Origin of the sequence: Gordonia sp. C13 (genome assembly GCF_023218005.1) — a bacterium.
Lineage (GTDB): Bacteria > Actinomycetota > Actinomycetes > Mycobacteriales > Mycobacteriaceae > Gordonia > Gordonia namibiensis.
On the sequence record NZ_JALPSY010000028.1, the window covers coordinates 1 to 16,588 of the forward strand.

The 16,588-nt window shown below is 67.7% G+C and carries 15 protein-coding genes; 5 read left to right on the plus strand and 10 right to left on the minus strand.

Annotation, left to right across the window (positions count from 1 at the left end; genetic code table 11):
* Positions 1 to 67 precede the first annotated feature (67 nt).
* The 3 genes from M1L58_RS18885 (at position 68) to M1L58_RS18895 (ending at position 4,209) form a co-directional block, all read left to right on the plus strand.
* Entirely contained in the window at positions 68 to 940 is an 873-nt protein-coding gene (locus M1L58_RS18885; RefSeq protein ID WP_005195761.1) for an acyl-ACP desaturase, read from the plus strand.
* 344 nt (positions 941 to 1,284) lie between these two features.
* The gene (locus M1L58_RS18890) at positions 1,285 to 2,592 is read left to right on the plus strand and encodes a PhoH family protein (protein WP_248660064.1); all 1,308 of its coding nucleotides are present in this window, start codon (positions 1,285 to 1,287) and stop codon (positions 2,590 to 2,592) included.
* 654 nt (positions 2,593 to 3,246) lie between these two features.
* Positions 3,247 to 4,209 carry a L,D-transpeptidase family protein gene (locus M1L58_RS18895; RefSeq protein ID WP_248660065.1) on the plus strand — a complete coding sequence of 321 codons (963 nt, stop codon included), beginning with the start codon at positions 3,247 to 3,249 and terminating at the stop codon, positions 4,207 to 4,209.
* On the opposite strand, the gene M1L58_RS18900 is transcribed toward M1L58_RS18895, so the two are convergent.
* The 3 genes from M1L58_RS18900 to M1L58_RS18910 form a co-directional block, all read right to left on the minus strand.
* Complete coding sequence (locus M1L58_RS18900; protein WP_248660066.1) at positions 4,196 to 4,402, minus strand: hypothetical protein; 207 nt, start codon at positions 4,400 to 4,402, stop codon at positions 4,196 to 4,198. The two genes, M1L58_RS18895 and M1L58_RS18900, sit on opposite strands and share 14 nt — an antisense overlap.
* Positions 4,403 to 4,545: 143 nt before the next feature.
* On the minus strand, positions 4,546 to 5,421 hold the full coding sequence (locus M1L58_RS18905) for a universal stress protein (protein WP_248660067.1): 876 nt from the start codon (positions 5,419 to 5,421) through the stop codon (positions 4,546 to 4,548).
* 183 nt (positions 5,422 to 5,604) lie between these two features.
* A complete protein-coding gene (locus tag M1L58_RS18910) occupies positions 5,605 to 6,252 on the minus strand; it encodes a response regulator transcription factor (protein WP_006866038.1) in 648 nt (215 codons plus the stop codon).
* 249 nt (positions 6,253 to 6,501) lie between these two features.
* Here M1L58_RS18910 and M1L58_RS18915 point away from each other — a divergent pair, with 249 nt between their 5' ends.
* The gene (locus tag M1L58_RS18915) at positions 6,502 to 8,229 is read left to right on the plus strand and encodes a sensor histidine kinase (RefSeq protein ID WP_248660068.1); all 1,728 of its coding nucleotides are present in this window, start codon (positions 6,502 to 6,504) and stop codon (positions 8,227 to 8,229) included.
* Positions 8,230 to 8,589: 360 nt separating this feature from the next.
* Here M1L58_RS18915 and M1L58_RS18920 read toward each other — a convergent pair whose 3' ends face one another.
* From M1L58_RS18920 to glpX, 4 genes are all read right to left on the minus strand, one after another.
* On the minus strand, positions 8,590 to 9,285 hold the full coding sequence (locus M1L58_RS18920) for a PIG-L deacetylase family protein (RefSeq protein ID WP_248660069.1): 696 nt from the start codon (positions 9,283 to 9,285) through the stop codon (positions 8,590 to 8,592).
* Positions 9,286 to 9,298: 13 nt separating this feature from the next.
* Positions 9,299 to 10,711 (minus strand): class II fumarate hydratase, encoded by a 1,413-nt coding sequence (locus tag M1L58_RS18925; protein ID WP_006866034.1) that lies wholly within the window; start codon positions 10,709 to 10,711, stop codon positions 9,299 to 9,301.
* A 7-nt stretch (positions 10,712 to 10,718) separates the two neighbouring features.
* A complete protein-coding gene (locus M1L58_RS18930) occupies positions 10,719 to 12,416 on the minus strand; it encodes a fumarate hydratase (RefSeq protein ID WP_248660070.1) in 1,698 nt (565 codons plus the stop codon).
* A gap of 107 nt (positions 12,417 to 12,523) precedes the next feature.
* Positions 12,524 to 13,519: a class II fructose-bisphosphatase gene (gene glpX / locus M1L58_RS18935; RefSeq protein WP_006866032.1), complete on the minus strand. Its 996-nt coding sequence runs from the start codon at positions 13,517 to 13,519 to the stop codon at positions 12,524 to 12,526.
* A 144-nt stretch (positions 13,520 to 13,663) separates the two neighbouring features.
* On the opposite strand from glpX, the gene M1L58_RS18940 reads away from it, so the two are divergent.
* Positions 13,664 to 14,239 carry a DUF4245 domain-containing protein gene (locus M1L58_RS18940; protein ID WP_143932751.1) on the plus strand — a complete coding sequence of 192 codons (576 nt, stop codon included), beginning with the start codon at positions 13,664 to 13,666 and terminating at the stop codon, positions 14,237 to 14,239.
* Positions 14,240 to 14,264: 25 nt separating this feature from the next.
* Here M1L58_RS18940 and M1L58_RS18945 read toward each other — a convergent pair whose 3' ends face one another.
* From M1L58_RS18945 to M1L58_RS18955, 3 genes are read right to left on the minus strand one after another with little or no spacing between them, the layout of a single operon-like run.
* Positions 14,265 to 14,519, minus strand: coding sequence for an exodeoxyribonuclease VII small subunit (locus tag M1L58_RS18945; protein WP_006866030.1), 255 nt, complete (start codon positions 14,517 to 14,519; stop codon positions 14,265 to 14,267).
* Positions 14,516 to 15,781 carry an exodeoxyribonuclease VII large subunit gene (gene xseA / locus M1L58_RS18950; RefSeq protein WP_248660071.1) on the minus strand — a complete coding sequence of 422 codons (1,266 nt, stop codon included), beginning with the start codon at positions 15,779 to 15,781 and terminating at the stop codon, positions 14,516 to 14,518. Before xseA ends, M1L58_RS18945 begins: the two co-directional genes overlap by 4 nt.
* Positions 15,778 to 16,581, minus strand: coding sequence for a lipid droplet-associated protein (locus M1L58_RS18955; RefSeq protein WP_154882756.1), 804 nt, complete (start codon positions 16,579 to 16,581; stop codon positions 15,778 to 15,780). The genes xseA and M1L58_RS18955 overlap by 4 nt, the downstream gene beginning before the upstream one ends.
* Positions 16,582 to 16,588 lie beyond the last annotated feature (7 nt).

Genomic DNA, 16,588 nt, shown 5'->3' on the forward strand with positions numbered 1-16,588 from the left:
CCGTGGCCGGCCGCTCGGATGTGACCTGAATTGCCCCGCGCCGAGCGGCGTCCGTATCCTTGCAGCGATGAACGCACTCACTGAAGACGACCTGATCATCGCGCTCGAGAAGGCTCTTCCCGAGATCGCGGAAGACCACCAGTCGGCCGCCACCCCGTGGAACCCGCACGACTGGGTGCCGTGGGACGAGGGACGCAACTTCGCCTTCCTCGGCGGCGCCGACTTCGATCCGTCGCAGGCGACGCTGTCCGAGGAGGCGCGCGCCGGACTGTTGGCGCTGCTCCTCACCAAAGACAACCTGCCGTCGTACCACCGTGTGCTCGCGAAGCACTTCCCGGCCTTCTCCGAGTGGCGTCAGCTCATCGGTGTGTGGACCGCGGAGGACAACCGGCACTCGATCGTCCTGCGCGACTACCTCGTCGTGCGTCGCGCCATCGATCCGGTGGACGCCGAGAACCGTCGACTCGTCCACGTCACCAAGGGCTACCGGCAGACCCCCGAGCAGGTCGACCAGCTCGGACCGCTCGACGTTCTCGCGCTGATGGCCGTCCACGAGAACCAGTGCGTCAGCTTCATCAAGCGACTCAGTGCAATCGCCGCCGACGATGTCCTGGAGCAGATCCTCACCAAGATCGCCGCCGACGACCAGCAGCAGGCCAACACCTTCGGTGCGTTCCTCAACGCCGGCATCATCGCCGACCAGGACGCCACGGTCATCGCGATCGACGCGGCCCTGGCGCTGGGTCGGGCCGAGGCCATCGGCCACGACATCGACGACTTCGATGCCGAGCGGGCTCTCCTGGAGAACTACGAGAACTCCGACACCTGGCGCGAGATCGCCGCGACCCTCGCCGACGCGGTCAAGCTCGACTCCATCGAGGGTCTGGGCGAAGAGGCCGAGGCGGCACGTCAGCGCATCCTCTCCCGCGCCCGCGGTTAGAACACCGGCACGACGCAAGACGCGCGCACGGCGCCATCAGGACGACGAATGTCCTGGTGGCGCCGTTTGCGTCCCTGGGTCAGACGATACTGCGATTAACGCGAAATTCACGCCGACACACCTGATTCCGGCGCGCCGCCCGCGGAGTCTGCGCGTACGTTGACGGTACGGATCGCGGGGAAGCGGTTCGTCCGGGAGGTTCGATTCGTGTATTGCACCAGCAGCGCGAGAGGACCGGCCCCGGTCCTCGTCCACCTCGGCTGACGCCGAGGGCAACGGACTTCGACCGGCCGGTCACCTGAGAACTGGTTTGTGCGGGCGCCGCATGAACGTAGGAGCCCGACGTGACCACACGCACCTACGTCCTCGACACTTCAGTGCTGCTGTCCGACCCCTGGGCGGTCATGCGCTTCGCGGAGCACTCAGTGGTGTTGCCACTGGTGGTGATCAGTGAACTCGAGGGCAAACGTCACCACCACGAGCTCGGCTGGTTCGCGCGTGAGGCGTTGCGCATGCTCGACGACCTGCGGCTCGCGCACGGTCGGCTCGACCTGCCGATCGAGATCGGTGAGGAGGGCGGCACCCTCCAGGTGGAGCTCAACCACACCGATCCGTCCGTCCTGCCGGCCGGTTTCCGCACCGACAGCAACGATTCCCGGATTCTGGCCTGTGCGCTGAACCTGCGTGCCGAGGGCAAGGACGTGACCCTGGTGTCCAAGGACACCCCGCTGCGTGTGAAGGCCGGCGCGGTCGGTCTGGCCGCCGACGAGTACCACGCGCAGGACGTGGTGGTGTCCGGGTGGTCGGGGATGACCGAGCTCGACGTCGAGACATCGATGATCGACGCTCTGTTCGCCGACGGGGTCATCGACCTGGACGAGGCCAGGGAGCTGCCCTGCCACACCGGCATCCGCCTGCTCAGTCCGTCGTCGAGCGCCCTCGGTCGCGTCAACGCGGAGAAGCGCGTGCAGCTGGTGCGGGGAGACCGTGAGGCCTTCGGCCTGCACGGGCGTTCCGCGGAACAGCGGGTCGCTCTCGACCTACTGCTCGACGACAGCGTCGGCATCGTCTCGTTGGGCGGCAAGGCGGGCACCGGAAAGTCGGCTCTGGCCCTGTGTGCGGGTCTCGAGGCGGTTCTCGAGCGGCGGACCCAGCGCAAGGTCGTCGTGTTCCGGCCGCTGTACGCGGTCGGCGGTCAGCAGCTCGGCTACCTCCCCGGGGGCGAGGCCGAGAAGATGGGTCCGTGGGCGCAGGCGGTGTTCGACACCCTCGAGGGGCTCGCCTCGCCGGAGGTCATCGAGGAGGTGCTGAGCCGCGGGATGCTCGAGGTGCTTCCGCTGACGCACATCCGCGGTCGTTCCCTGCACGATTCGTTCGTGATCGTCGACGAGGCGCAGTCGCTGGAACGCAACGTCCTGCTGACGGTGCTGTCGCGCCTCGGTTCGGGATCTCGTGTAGTGCTCACCCACGACGTCGCACAGCGCGACAACCTCCGCGTCGGCCGGCATGACGGTGTCGCCGCGGTCATCGAGAAGTTGAAGGGGCATCCGCTCTTCGCGCACATCACGCTCACCCGCAGTGAGCGGTCGCCGATCGCGGCGTTGGTGACGGAGATGTTGGAGGAGTTCGGGCCGGCCGCGCCGGGAGCGTAGCGAGCGGGCGGGGTGTGGCCGCGCCGGGAGCGTAGCGAGCGGGCGGGGTGTGGCCGCGCCGGGAGCGTAGCGAGCGGGGTGCTTACAGAGGAAGGCCGCGACGATCCGCTGAGGGGAGCGAACCGTCGCGGCCTTCCGTCACTGGGGCCCACTGTCGAGATCGCCTCTGTCGCAACGATTCCCGTGAGGGTGGACCCGACTCGGGGGAGGGGTCAGGCCGCGCTGCCGCCGAGGTCGCTGAGTGCGTTGAGGAGTTCGACGAATGCGGTGAGGGCTTCGATGTTCTCCAGGGAACCCATTTCTCTCCTTTGTCGGTGATTTTCCGTCCGGCGGGGTCGCTGTGCGATCAACGCCGTTGCCGACGCTAACGATTATGTCTAGTTCTCGCAAAGAAATAGTCGGTGAATTGTGCGTGGCGTCGACGCGAGGACTTCTTTCCGACGCTTTGTCCTGCGCGTCGATTAATGGATCATTTCCGATTTTCCATCGACAATCGACCGCCGACCCGACAGTCGACGGTTGCTCGGACGATCGAGGGCGGTCGGGTCCATCGGAGGGCTTGATCCGATCCTCACTGCACCGTGACCATCACGTGACTCACGGGGTCTTGCGCGCTGTCACACTGTTGTGGTGCTGAAGTTACTGATGAGGCGAATGAGACTGCTGGGACTATTGGTGATTGCGGTGTTGGCCGCATGTGCCGGTGGTGCAGGTCAGGCTCTCGCCGATCCGGAAACGACGACACCTATCACGCCGACGACGCCGACCACGCCGGGCAGTCCCTCGCTGCCGGGAATGGGGGAGGGCCTCGGCATCCCGCTGCTCGACGAGGTGCTCAACCAGCTGTCCGGCGGCAGCGGCTCCGATGAGGCCCCCGGCGGCCTCGACGGTTCCGGGGGTCCGACCAGTCAGATGATCGTTGTGACCGCACCCAAGGCATCGGACACGACCGCCACACTCACCGCCTTCGAGAAGGGAACCGACGGCAGTTGGAAGCCGGTCCCCGGTCTCGGTCCGACGAAGGCCTACCTCGGCTCCCTGGGGATGGGCGAACCGCAGGACAACGTACCGCGCACCCCGGAGGGGACGTTCCCGCTCGACCAGGCCTTCGGTCGCCAGGAGAACCCGGGCACCAAGATGCCCTACCTCAAGGTCGACACCCAGGACTGGTGGGATTCCGATCCCAAGTCGCCGACCTACAACACCCACGTACGTCAGCCCCAGAGTCCCGGTGGTGACAGCGAGAACCTGTACAACTCGGGTCCGGTCTACGACTACGCCGTCAACATCGCGCACAATCCGGAGCGCACGCCCGGCAAGGCGACGGCGATGTTCCTGCACGTGACCAACGACCAACCCACGCTGGGGTGCGTCGCCATCGAGCGTGAACTGATGAAGAAGATCCTCGTCTGGCTCGACCCGGCGAAGAGCCCGAAGATCACGATCGGCGTCAACAAGGGTGCGCCGACCGGCGAGGCGCCCGGAGCAACCCCTCAGACAACTCCGGGTGCCACGCCGTCGACTCCCGACGTGCCGGCTTCCGACATGCTGACCGGCCTGCTCTCGCAGCTGGTCGGTGCGATTCCCGCCCTGTTCGGGCAGTTCACGGGTCGCTGATCTCGGACCGTGCGTGCCGGCAGGCGGGGCAGAAGGTCTCCTCCACCCCGACGTGCCAGCCGTTGACCCTGGCCCAGCGATCCCGTTCGGGGTCGGCCAGTGGTCGTCGTGGGATGAAGCTGCGTCCGCAGCTGTCGCAGTACCGGTCGGCCGAACCCTCGGTTTCGGCGGACAACGGGGATATGACTGTCATGGGTGGACCTCTGGTGCTGGCTGTGTCGAGTCGGTCCTGTCGGTTCGTCGACGGACTCGGACGAGCGACCACCTCAGTTTCGCCGGGTGTGATGTAGGTCTCATAGGGCCGAATGGCACATGGTTCGGCAGATCGGGCGCAGGTCAGCGCTCGTGGGGTACGACCATCACCGGGCCACGGGCCGACCGCAGGACCGAAAGGCTCGTCGAGCCCAGTCGCATGTCCGCGAAACCGCCGCGACCACGCGCGCCCACGACGAGCAGCTGTGCGGCCTGGGCGTGGTCGAGCAAGGCGCGGGCGGGTCGGTCTCTGGTCACGGCGTGGCGGACCGTGACGCGCGGGTACCGGTGGCGCACCTCGGCGAGTTCGGCGTCGAGCCAGGCGTCGGCGCGGCTGCGATGGCTCGGCCACTCCGACATCGTGCACGGCACGGACATGTCGGCGACATCGGTGTCGCACCAGGCGTGGACGACCGTGACCGGGACGCCGCGTAGGTCGGCTGCGGCGAACGCGGCGTCGACGGCGGCTCGTCCGCCCAGGGAGCCGTCGGTGCCGACCACGACCCCCGCCTGGGACCAATGGGACGTGGAGTCGCGGACGACCGTCAGCGGACATCTGCAGTGCTCGGCGAGTGCGGTGGTGACCGTGCCGAGAGCGACGCGATGACCGGCCATGTGCCCCCGGTTGCCGACGACGAGGAGGCGGGCTCGACCGGATGCCTCGACCAGGGTGGTGACCGGCGGTGAGTCGACGACCTGGGTCGTGATCTTCAGCGGTTCGGGCGAGTCGCCGGAGTCCTCGGCGACGCGGCGGGCCTCGGCCAGGGCGCGTTCGCATCGGGCGCGCAGGGGTTCGAGGACGCGTGGATCGTCCGCCGCGAGATTCGCCGAGGCGATCAGCTCGAGCTCCGACCGGTGGAGAGCGGCGTCGCGCGCGGCCCAGCGGGCGGCGGCGCGGGCGGTGGCAGACCCGTCGACGCCGACGACGACGGGTCCGTCGAGGAATCCGGATACGGTCACACGGCAGTCCCCCTGGGGTCCACACACCGCGTGCCGGGGTGCCCGGCATCGGTTGGTGTACCCAGTACATGCCCCTGGTGAGGGTCGAGTCACCGGGTAAAGAGTCCCGAGGATGAGGACCTTCGACACGTTTTGTCCTCAAGACCGCAGGGTATGGTGCGCAGATCACTCGCGCGCCCCGACTCAGTGCGCGTGACCCCGTTGCGCTGCCTTCGCGGCGTAGACCGCGGCCTGCGTACGGCGTTCCATGCCGAGCTTCCCGAGCAGTCGGGACACGTAGTTCTTCACGGTCTTCTCGGCGAGGTGCATCCGGGCGGCGATCTGACGATTGGTGAGGCCCTCGCCGAGGAGCGCCAGCAGCGTGCTCTCCTGCTCGCTCAACCCGTCGCCGGGCTTCTGCTCCTTTTCACGCTGGGTGCGTAAGCGGTCCATCAGGGCCGCGGCCGCCCGGTTGTCGAGCAACGAACGTCCGGCGCCGACATCGGTGATGGCCCGGGCGAGTTCCATGCCGGTGATGTCCTTGATGACGTACCCGCTGGCGCCGGCGAGGATGGCGTCCATCATGGCCTCGTCGTCGGTCATCGAGGTCAGGATCAGGCAGCGCAGTCCGTCGACGCGGCTGAGCAGCTCGCGACACAATTCGATCCCGTTCCCGTCGGGTAGGCGGACGTCGAGCACCGCCACGTCGGGCTTCACCGTGGGGATGCGGGCGAGGGCCTGCGCACAGGTCGCGGCCTCGCCGACGATCCGGACGTCGTCGTCGTGATCCAGGAGTTCGACGAGACCTCGTCGGACGATCTCGTGGTCGTCGACGAGGAAAACCGAGAACATCGGCCAGTCCTCCCTCCCGGCACAGTAACGCTGCCACGAATTATAGGTCGGCTTTCAACCGGTCATACCCTGATTGCCCGGGACCGGCGATCTCCATGCATATCCGAAATGTCCGGTCCGGAATCCGGTCGGAAGTAGCCGTGAAACCGATTTGCTCATGCAGAACCCTCCGGTCAAGCGCCGGGGATTCATTCGTCCAGAATCGTTCAACCGAATACCCGCTGGGTCGAAGGGTCTATCATTCGGGATATGGTCCGCGAAACCCCGGAGCGCGGCGCGAGGTCTGTCGAACTGCAGAATGCGTTGTCGCAGATGCGATTACGCGAGCTCCTCGATGAGGTCCGCGACCGGATCACGCAGATCGCCGATGTCCGAGACCGCATCGACGGTCTGCTCGAGGCCATGCTCTCGGTGAGTTCCGAACTCGATCTGGAGACCACGCTGGAGTCGATCGTCGCCGCCGGGATCCGTCTGGTCGATGCCGAGTACGGCGCACTCGGCGTGCTCGGCAGCGGACACGACCTCTCGGCGTTCCTCGCCCAGGGCATCGGTGAGGACATCCGCACGGAGATCGGACACCTGCCGACGGGGCGCGGCGTGCTGGGCCAGCTCATCGACGACCCGCGGGTGCTGCGGCTCACCGACCTTTCCGAACATCCCGCGTCGGTGGGATTCCCGGCGAACCACCCGCCGATGACGAGTTTCCTGGGAGCCCCGATCCGGGTACGCGACGAGGTCTTCGGCAATCTCTATCTGACCGAGAAGAAGAACGGGGCGCTGTTCACCGAGGATGACGAGCTCGTCATCCAGGCGCTCGCGTCCGCGGCGGGTATCGCGATCGAGAACGCGCGGCTCTACGAGCAGGCGCAGACCCAGCTCGCCTGGATCGAGGCGAATCGTGACGTGATCGCGGAGCTGTTGTCCGGGGCCGATCAGCAAGACGTCCTCGAGGCGATCGCTCGCAAGGTCCTCACCCTGGCCGACGCCGACCTGGTCTGCATCGCTGAACCCCACGACCACGAGGTGCCGCCGGAATCGGTCGACGAACTCGTCGTCACGGTCGCCGAAGGGGTCGACGCCGAGTTCTTCCGCGGACGATCCGTACCCATCAAGGGGTCGACCTCGGGCGATGCCTTCGTCCGGCGTAGGCCGGTGCTCCGCGAGCAGCTCGAGTACGACATCTCCGGGGATTCGTCGACGCGCCACGGCCCGGTGATGGTGGCGCCACTGCGGACGGCGGAATCGACCCGCGGCGTGTTGATCGCCGTGCGGTCCAAGGGCCGCGACGGGTTCGCGGAGGATCTACTGAACCTGAGTTCGAACTTCGCCGACCAGGGGGCCCTGGCGCTGCAGTTGGCCGGCGCGACCATCCAGACTCACGAGTTGCGGGTCCTCGAGGATCGAGAACGGATCGCACGCGATCTGCACGACCATGTGATCCAGCGGATCTTCGCCGAGGGTCTCACCCTGCAGGCGACGCTGCAGCGCACCCAGTCGCCCGAGATCCGGGCGCGGTTGACCCGGTCCATCAACAATCTGCAGGACATCGTGCAGGACGTGCGGACGACGATCTTCGACCTGCAGGCCGACGAGACCGAGACGACACGACTCCGCCAGAGGGTGCAGGAGACGATCGACCAGCAGGTCGACGACCTGCCTCTACAGACCCATGTGCGGATGGCGGGCCCGCTGTCGATCGTCTCGCCGCGCCTCGCCGACCAGGTGGTGGCGGTGGTGCGCGAGGCCCTGAGCAACGCAGTCCGTTATGCGAACGCGACGACGGTGACCGTGGCGATCTCGGTCGGCGACGAGCTGGCGGTGGAGGTCACCGACGACGGCGTCGGACTCCCCGAGGACGTGACGCCCAGCGGGCTGAAGAATCTACGAGACCGCGCGGAACGTCTGGGCGGGACCTTCGCGCTGAGCACACCAGGCTCGGGCCGGGGACTGTCCGTGCGGTGGTCGGTGCCGCTCTAGCGCGACGTCGGGGCCAGGTGGGACGGCTTCACCGACCGGTGTCGGGTTCGGCCGGCAGTCGCCAGGCCGAGGTCTGCTCGGTCACCCATGCCACGGCCTGCACTCCCGACAGGAGGCCGAAGAGCACGATGAGCCAGATGGACAGCCCGACGAGGGCGCAGACCGCGAAGGCTGCGAGGAATACGACGAGTACACCGGTGAGCGTGATGACCGGTCACCTCCCGACTATCTCGGAGGGACTCTCCCGGGTGGTTCGAGAGACTGACCCCCACACCTTCCCGTGTCGCGAGCATGTCCGGGAGGGGCCGAAGGTCACAAATCGACGGGGCCACCGTCGGGACCTGCCGGTGTCCGGGCCGGTCAGCGGGTCCGTTTGAGCTCGAAGCCGGCGATCCGCACGCCGTCGGAGCCGTCTCCTGGCGCGGTCGCCCGGTCGATCTGGGCGCGGGCCTGATCGAGGACGGGGGTGTCCGGGTCGAGGACCGACAGGTATCGGTCGTGCGCGGCGAGGGACCGCACGGCCACCTCGAACTGCGCATCGACGTCGACCGCGTGGGTGGCCGCCGGCCCGTTCTCGAACAGCCACGCCGGTATCTCGTCGGAACCCGACTCGGACAAGGCGTCATAGGCCTCGAGTACCGCGGCGGCGAACTTCATGTGGTCCCGTTGGTTCGGTTGCCCCGGCGCCCACTCGGGGCCGCCGTAGAGCGACAAGATGACTTGTGGCGCAATGCGTTCGACGGTTTCGGCGATCTTCGCACGCAGTTCGGGGGTGTTGTGGATGTCGCTGTCGGGGAAGCCCCAGAACTCCACCTCGTCGACACCGACGATCTTCGCCGACGCACGCTGTTCGGCCTCCCGGAGAGGGCCGCACTCCGCCGGGGTCATGCCCTCGATCCCGCGTTCGCCGCTGGAGGCGAGCGCGTAGACGACACGCCTGCCCTCGCCGGTCCACCGCGCGACCGCGGCGGCCATGCCGTACTCCGGGTCGTCAGGATGGGCGACGAGGACGAGCGCTGTCTGCCAGTCCGTGGGGAAGGGCTCCAGTGAGGTCATGACCAGACGGTACTCAGCGTTCGCGGTCCAGGTTGGCCATCTTGAGCACATCGAGACGTGCATCGAGTTCTTCTTCGCTGAGCTTGTCGCCGACGAGGCCGCGGTCGATCACGGTCTGCCGGATCGTCTTGCCCTCCTTGAGGGCCTGCTTGGCGACCGCGGCGGCCTCTTCGTAACCGATCGCGCTGTTGAGCGGCGTGACGATCGACGGGGAACTCTCGGCGAGGGTCCGCAGGCGGTCGACGTTGGCCTGCAGACCGGAGATGCAGCGGTCGGCGAACAGCCGGGACACGTTGGCCAGCAACTTGAGTGACTCGAGGACGTTTCGGGCCATCATCGGGATGTAGACATTGAGCTCGAAAGCGCCGTTGCCGCCGCCCCAGGTGACCGCCGCGTCGTTGCCGACCACCTGCGCGGCGACCTGCGTGACCGCTTCGGGCAGAACGGGATTGACCTTGCCCGGCATGATCGAGCTGCCCGGCTGGAGGTCGGGGAGCAGGATCTCGCCCAGACCGGTCAGCGGTCCCGAGCCCATCCACCGGACGTCGTTGGCGATCTTGGTGAGCGACACCGCGATCGTCTTCAGCTGCCCGGACAGTTCGACGAGGCCGTCGCGTGCGGCCTGCGCCTCGAAGTTGTCCTTGGCGAGGGAGAGTTCCTCGACGCCGGTGCGGCGCACCAGTTCGGCGACCACCTTGGTGCCGAACCCGTCCGGGGCGTTGAGTCCGGTGCCCACCGCGGTGCCGCCGATGGGCAGCTCGCCGACCCGCGGGAGGGTGGCGGTGACCCGCTCGATGCCCGCCTCGACCTGCCGTGCATACCCCGCGAATTCCTGGCCGAGAGTCACCGGCACCGCGTCCATCAGGTGCGTACGGCCGCTCTTGACGACCTCACGCCACTCGGACGCCTTGTCCGCCAAAGCTTCCCGGAGGTGGTCGAGGGCCGGGACCAGATCGGTGACGACCGCCTCCGTCGCCGCGACGTGAGTGGCGGTGGGGAAGGTGTCGTTCGACGACTGCGACATGTTGACGTGATCGTTGGGATGCACGTCGACACCGTTGGCCTTCGCGATCGAGGCGATGACCTCGTTGGTGTTCATGTTCGAGCTGGTGCCCGATCCGGTCTGGAAGACGTCGATCGGGAACTGGTCGTCGTGCTTGCCGTCGGCGATCTCGGTGGCCGCCGCGATGATCGCGTCGGCCCGCTCGGCGTCGAGGAGCCCCAGATCCTTGTTGACCGTGGCACAGGCCGCCTTCAGCAGGCCCATCGCGCGGATCTGAGTCCGTTCCAGCGGGCGGTGGCTGATGGGGAAGTTCTCCACCGCTCGCTGGGTCTGGGCGCGCCACAGAGCATCGATGGGGACCTGCACCTCGCCCATCGTGTCGTGCTCGGTGCGGTATTCCTGCTTGCCCTGTGCCTGGGTCATAGGTGTTCTACTCCTTCGATCGAATCCTTATGCCGCTCAGCGGGACGTTGACGGTCCCGCTCGGGTCGGTGAAAAAGTCGTTGCCCTTGTCGTCAACAACGATGAAGGCCGGGAAATTCTCGACCTCGATCTTCCACACCGCTTCCATACCCAGTTCGGGGTACTCGATAATCTCCTGGCTCTTGATGCAGTCGAGCGCGAGGCGGGCTGCCGGGCCGCCGATCGAGCCCAGGTAGAAGCCGCCGTGCGAGTTGCACGCCTCGGTGACCTGCTTGGACCGGTTGCCCTTCGCGAGCATGACCATCGAGCCGCCCGCGGCCTGGAACTGCTCGACGTAGGAGTCCATGCGGCCGGCGGTCGTCGGACCGAACGATCCGGACGCCATGCCCTCGGGGGTCTTGGCCGGGCCGGCGTAATAGACCGGGTGATCGCGCAGGTAATCGGGCATCGGCTCACCGGCGTCGAGGCGTTCCTTGATCTTGGCGTGCGCGATGTCGCGGGCCACCACCAGCGGGCCGGTCAGCGACAGGCGCGTCTTCACCGGGTACTGCGACAGCTGGGCCAGGATCTCCGACATCGGGCGGTTGAGATCGACCTCGACCACCTCGCCGCCCGAGATGTCCTCGGCCACGCCGGCAGCCGGCATGTACTTGGCCGGGTCGGTCTCGAGCTGCTCGAGGAACACGCCGTCGGCGGTGATCTTGCCGAGGGCCTGGCGGTCGGCCGAGCACGACACCGCGATGGCCACCGGGCACGACGCGCCGTGGCGCGGCAGACGGACGACGCGGACGTCGTGGCAGAAGTACTTGCCGCCGAACTGGGCGCCGATGCCGAAGGACTGGGTCAGCTTGAAGACCTCGTCCTCGAGTTCGAGGTCGCGGAAACCGTGGGCCGACATCGAACCCTGCGTCGGCAGGTTGTCGAGGTAGTGCGCCGAGGCATACTTGGCGGTCTTCAGGGCGAATTCGGCCGAGGTGCCACCGATCACGACGGCGAGGTGGTACGGCGGGCACGCCGCGGTACCCAGCGAGCGGATCTTCTCGTCGAGGAACTTGAGGATCGACTTCGGGTTCAGGATGGCCTTGGTCTCCTGGAACAGGAAGGACTTGTTGGCCGAACCGCCGCCCTTGGCCATGAACAGGAACTTGTACTCCGGCCCCTTGGGCCCCTGCTCGGTGGCGTAGATCTCCACCTGGGCAGGCAGGTTGGAGCCGGTGTTCTTCTCCTCGTACGTCGTCAGCGGCGCCAGTTGCGAGTAGCGCAGGTTGAGCTGGGTGTAGGCGTCGTAGACACCCTTCGAGATCGCCTCGGCGTCGTCGGTGCCGGTCAGCACGCCCTCGCTCTTCTTGCCCATCACGATCGCGGTGCCGGTGTCCTGGCACATCGGCAGCACGCCGCCGGCGGAGATGTTGACGTTCTTGAGCAGGTCGAGTGCCACGAAGCGGTCGTTGCCCGACGCCTCGGGGTCGTCGATGATCTTGCGGAGCTGCGCGAGGTGGGCGGGGCGCAGGTAGTGGCTGATGTCGTGCATCGCCTCCGCGGTGAGCTTGCGGATCGCCTCCGGCTCCACCTTGAGGAAGGTCTGTCCGCCGGCTTCGAACGTCGAGACGCCCTCGGTGGTGATCAGTCGGTACGGGGTCTCGTCGGCGCCGATGGGGAGCAGATCAGAGTAGAGAAACTCGGGGGCTGAGGCAGGTTTACTCACGCACCGGATCGTATCGCCCCAGTAGAACGGCCCCACGCCAGAGGTGACCGGACTCGTGATGTGCATCACGGTCACGGTCCCGGCGTGGGGCCGCGCTGCTCGGTGGATCAGAGGTCGATGTTCGCGTACTCGCGGAGCTTGGCCGGCTTGTGGACGGCCTCGATGCGGCGGACGGTGCCGGACTTCGAGCGCATCACCAGCGAACGGGTCGTCGCGCCGTTGGGGCGGTAGGTGACGCCGCGCAGCATGTCGCCGTTGGTGACGCCGGTCGCGCAGAAGAAGGCGTTCTCGCCGCTGACCAGGATGTCGTTGGTCAGTACCCGATCGAGGTCGTGGCCGGCGTCGAGCGCCTTCTGACGCTCCTCTTCGTTGCGGGGCCACAGCTTGCCCTGGATCTCGCCGCCCATGCACTTCATCGCGACGGCGGTGATGATGCCCTCGGGGGTGCCACCGACACCCATCAGCATGTCGACGGTCGAGTAGTCGTCGGCGGCCGCCACGGCGCCGGCGACGTCGCCGTCGGAGATGAGGCGGATCTTGGCGCCGGCCTGTCGGATCTCACCGATGAGCTCGGCGTGACGGGGACGGTCGAGGACGATGACGGTCAGGTCGGCGACGTCGATGCCCTTGGCCTTGGCGACCGAGTTGATGTTCCACTCGACCGACTCGTTGATGTTGATCGCGCCCTTGGCGTCGGGGCCGACGGCGATCTTGTCCATGTAGAACACGGCCGACGGGTCGTACATGGTGCCGCGCTCGCTGACTGCGATCACCGAGATCGAGTTGGGGCGGCCCTCGGCCATCAGGGTGGTGCCGTCGATGGGATCGACCGCGACGTCGCAGTCGGGTCCCTCGCCGTTGCCGACCTCTTCGCCGTTGTACAGCATCGGGGCCTCGTCCTTCTCGCCCTCGCCGATGACGACGACGCCGCGCATCGACACCGTGGAGAGGAGCTGACGCATCGCGTCGACCGCCGCGCCGTCGCCGCCGTTCTTGTCGCCGCGACCCACCCAGCGTCCGGCAGCGAGCGCAGCCGACTCGGTCACGCGGACCAGTTCCATCGCGAGGTTGCGATCGGGTGCTTGGTGGCTGCTGGCTGTCATCGTCTTCGGCTCCTCAGGTGTGGCCCGGATCCCGGTGGGTCGCAGCCCGTGGGATCCGTGGGTGTGGCGGTGATCTCAGGGACCATCCTTGCATGTCACACCGGCCGTTCGGTGACTGACCCTGGTGGTGGGATACTCGCCCTCATGGCAGACAAACCGCGCATTCTCATCAACGGCAAGGACATGTTCTGGTCGTTGGTGCCGCTGCTCGCGCTGATCGCGTTGGTGGCGATCGCGTCGGGGAATTGCTCGGTCGGACTGAACCAGGACCCGGCGGACAACAAGGTGCCCGCGTTCGACGTGGTCACCGCATTGGACGCCGACGCCCGGCAGATGCCGTTCCCGATCCGCCGCCCGGCGACGCCGGAGGGGTGGAAGCCGAACTCCGGCTCGTCGGACGCGATCGAGGGACATCGGGTCAGCACCGTCGGCTGGCTCAGCGCGAGCGGCGCGTACGTGCAGCTGAGTCAGACCGACGCCTCGGAGGACCTACTGGTGCCGTACCTCGGCGGCGGCGACACCAAGTACGGTGACATCGGCGCGACCGGTACCCGCGAGGCGGGCGGCCGGCAGTGGGTGACCTACGAGACCTCCGAGGGCAAGAAGTTCTGGATCACCGACTTCGGCAACGTGCGCGTGGGTGTGCTGTCGCGCGGACCCGACGCCGACATCGAGACGATCGCGGCGTCGGTGGCGACGCAGCAGCCGCTCGACGCCTGAGTTCTGAAAAGCGCCCCGGGAAGCGCTAGTCGTCGTCCTCGTCAGCCGAATTCTTCTGCGCGATCACGGTCTCGATGCGTTCGCGCGCCCCGCGGAGGTGTTCCTCGCAGCGCGTCGCGAGTGCCTCGCCCCGCTCCCACAGGGCCAGCGAGGTATCGAGATCGAGGCCGCCGTGCTCGAGCGTGCTGACGATGTCGGCGAGCTCGTCGCGCGCCTCCTCGTAGCCGAGTTCGGCAACCGGCGTGTACTCCTCGCCGGTGTCGTCGCTGTCGGTGCTCACGAATCTCCTTCGTCGTCAGGGGAAGTGGTGGGTGCCTCGGCCGCGGTGACGGTGGCCCGCGCCGCGCCGTCGGCGACCCGGATACGGAGTTCGGCCCCCACGGGCAGGTCGTCGAGTGTGCTGACGACGTGGGTCACGTCGGTGTCGGTGCGCTGCACCACGGCGTAGCCACGGGCGAGGGTCTGGGCCGGGCCGAGCGTCGACAACCGCGCCGCGAGATGCTCGTGTCGGCGGTCCTCGGTGTCGACGTGGCGCCGGACGTCGCGCCGCAGCGCGCGCACCAGTTCGGCCACGTTCGCCGACTCCTGATCGACGATCACACCGGGCAGGGCGAGAACCGGGCGTCGGCGCAGCCCCTCGATGACCCCGGTCTCGCGACGCACCCAGTTGCGCAACGCCTGTGCGCTGCGCCGGCGGAGGTCGTCGATCCCGGCGAGTTCGGCCTCGACGTCGGGCACCACCCGTTTGGCGGCGTCGGTCGGGGTCGCCGCGCGCAGATCGGCGACGAGGTCGAGCAGCGGGTTGTCGGGCTCGTGACCGATGGCGCTGACCACCGGTGTGCGGCAACGGGACACCGCGCGCAGCAACGCCTCGTCGGAGAACGGCAGCAGATCCTCGACGCTGCCGCCGCCGCGGGCGATGATGATCACCTCGACGTCAGGATGCGCGTCGAGGTCGGCGAGGTGGGTGAGGATGCGTGCCACCGCCGTGGGTCCCTGGACGGGTGCCTCACGGACGTCGAAGCGGACCGCCGACCACCGATCGGTCGCGACGCTGACGACGTCGCGCTGCGCAGCGCTGGCCCGCCCGCTGATCAGACCGATCGAGCGCGGCAGGAACGGCAGCGGACGTTTGAGGCGGGGGTCGAACAGTCCCTCGGCGGCGAGCAACTGCCGGAGGCGTTCGATCCGCAGCAGCAGTTCGCCGACACCGACGGGCCGGATGTCGCTGACCCGCAGCGACACCGTGCCCCGGCCGGTGAAGTAGCTCGGCCTGCCCAGGACGACGACCTGACTGCCGTCGGTCAGCGGAACCTCGGTGCGCGCCAACAGATCCGGACTGCACGTCACCGAGATCGAGATGTCGGCGGCCGGATCCCGCAGGGTGAGGAACGCCGTGCGAGTGCCGGGGCGCCGGCTGATCTGGGTGACCTGCCCCTCCACCCAGATCTGGCCCAACCGGTGAATCCAGTCGGCGATCTTGGTGTTGACCGTACGTACCGGCCACGGATTCTCGGCCGAGTTCGGCGAGGTCCCGCTCACGCCTCGGTGGAGCGCTTGTTCTGCGAGGCGATCCGGTTCTCGAGCATCGTCACGAACGGCGCACGGCCACGGTTGGCCTTCTCGTAGTCGACGAGGGTCTCGAGGTCGTCGGTGCCGACCGTCCGCAGACGCGCGCGCAGCTGTGCCAGCGTCAGCGTGTCGTAGTCGATGAGGACGACGATCTCGGGCGTGGCCCCGTTCTTCGGCTTGGCCTTGGGTGCCGTCGGCTTCTTCTCCGCGGCGTCCACGACCTCCTCGGGTGCGGAGCTGTACAGCGCGAAGCGGCCGGCGTCGGCACGCGGCGGCGCGGCCAGGTCGGCGTCGGAGGCCTCCGCGTCGACCTCGGTGGCCCCGCTTGTCTTCGTGGCCTTGGCGGCCCCACTCGTCTTCGTGGCGTTGGTCACCTTCGACGCCGTGGTGGACTTCACGGCCTCACCGGGCTGGTCGCCCGGATCGTTGCCGTCGGCGGCGGCCTCGACCTCGTCGACGATGCTGGTGGGCTTCTCGATCGGTACGTCACCGGCGTGGGCGTCGTAGCCGGGTTCCGGGGTCTCGTCGTCCTCGTCGAAGCGGGCCCATTCGGGCTGTTCGCTGGGCTTGTCGAAGAGCATCCCCAGGGCGGCGTCGCCCTTGATGGCGAGTTCGGCGATGTTCTGCTGCGCCCGCATGCCTGCCTGCAGGGTCTGGCTGACCGCGGTCATCGGGAGGGTGACGAGCAGCGCGGGAAGCTTACGCGTCTCCTCCAGGGCGGTGACGATCAGACCTGCGGCGATACGGGCCGGGTAGGGTGCGCGATCCATGCCAACA

Excerpts from the sequence above, each read along its gene's own strand:
- M1L58_RS18915 (WP_248660068.1), top strand. The coding sequence starts at position 6,502 with ATGGTCCGCGAAACCCCGGAGCGCGGCGCGAGGTCTGTCGAACTGCAG.
- glpX (WP_006866032.1), bottom strand. The coding sequence starts at position 13,519 with ATGACAGCCAGCAGCCACCAAGCACCCGATCGCAACCTCGCGATGGAA.
- M1L58_RS18920 (WP_248660069.1), bottom strand. The coding sequence starts at position 9,285 with ATGACCTCACTGGAGCCCTTCCCCACGGACTGGCAGACAGCGCTCGTC.
- M1L58_RS18895 (WP_248660065.1), top strand. The coding sequence starts at position 3,247 with ATGAGACTGCTGGGACTATTGGTGATTGCGGTGTTGGCCGCATGTGCC.
- M1L58_RS18925 (WP_006866034.1), bottom strand. The coding sequence starts at position 10,711 with ATGACCCAGGCACAGGGCAAGCAGGAATACCGCACCGAGCACGACACG.
- M1L58_RS18910 (WP_006866038.1), bottom strand. The coding sequence starts at position 6,252 with ATGTTCTCGGTTTTCCTCGTCGACGACCACGAGATCGTCCGACGAGGT.
- M1L58_RS18885 (WP_005195761.1), top strand. The coding sequence starts at position 68 with ATGAACGCACTCACTGAAGACGACCTGATCATCGCGCTCGAGAAGGCT.
- M1L58_RS18955 (WP_154882756.1), bottom strand. The coding sequence starts at position 16,581 with ATGGATCGCGCACCCTACCCGGCCCGTATCGCCGCAGGTCTGATCGTC.
- M1L58_RS18900 (WP_248660066.1), bottom strand. The coding sequence starts at position 4,402 with ATGACAGTCATATCCCCGTTGTCCGCCGAAACCGAGGGTTCGGCCGAC.
- M1L58_RS18940 (WP_143932751.1), top strand. The coding sequence starts at position 13,664 with ATGGCAGACAAACCGCGCATTCTCATCAACGGCAAGGACATGTTCTGG.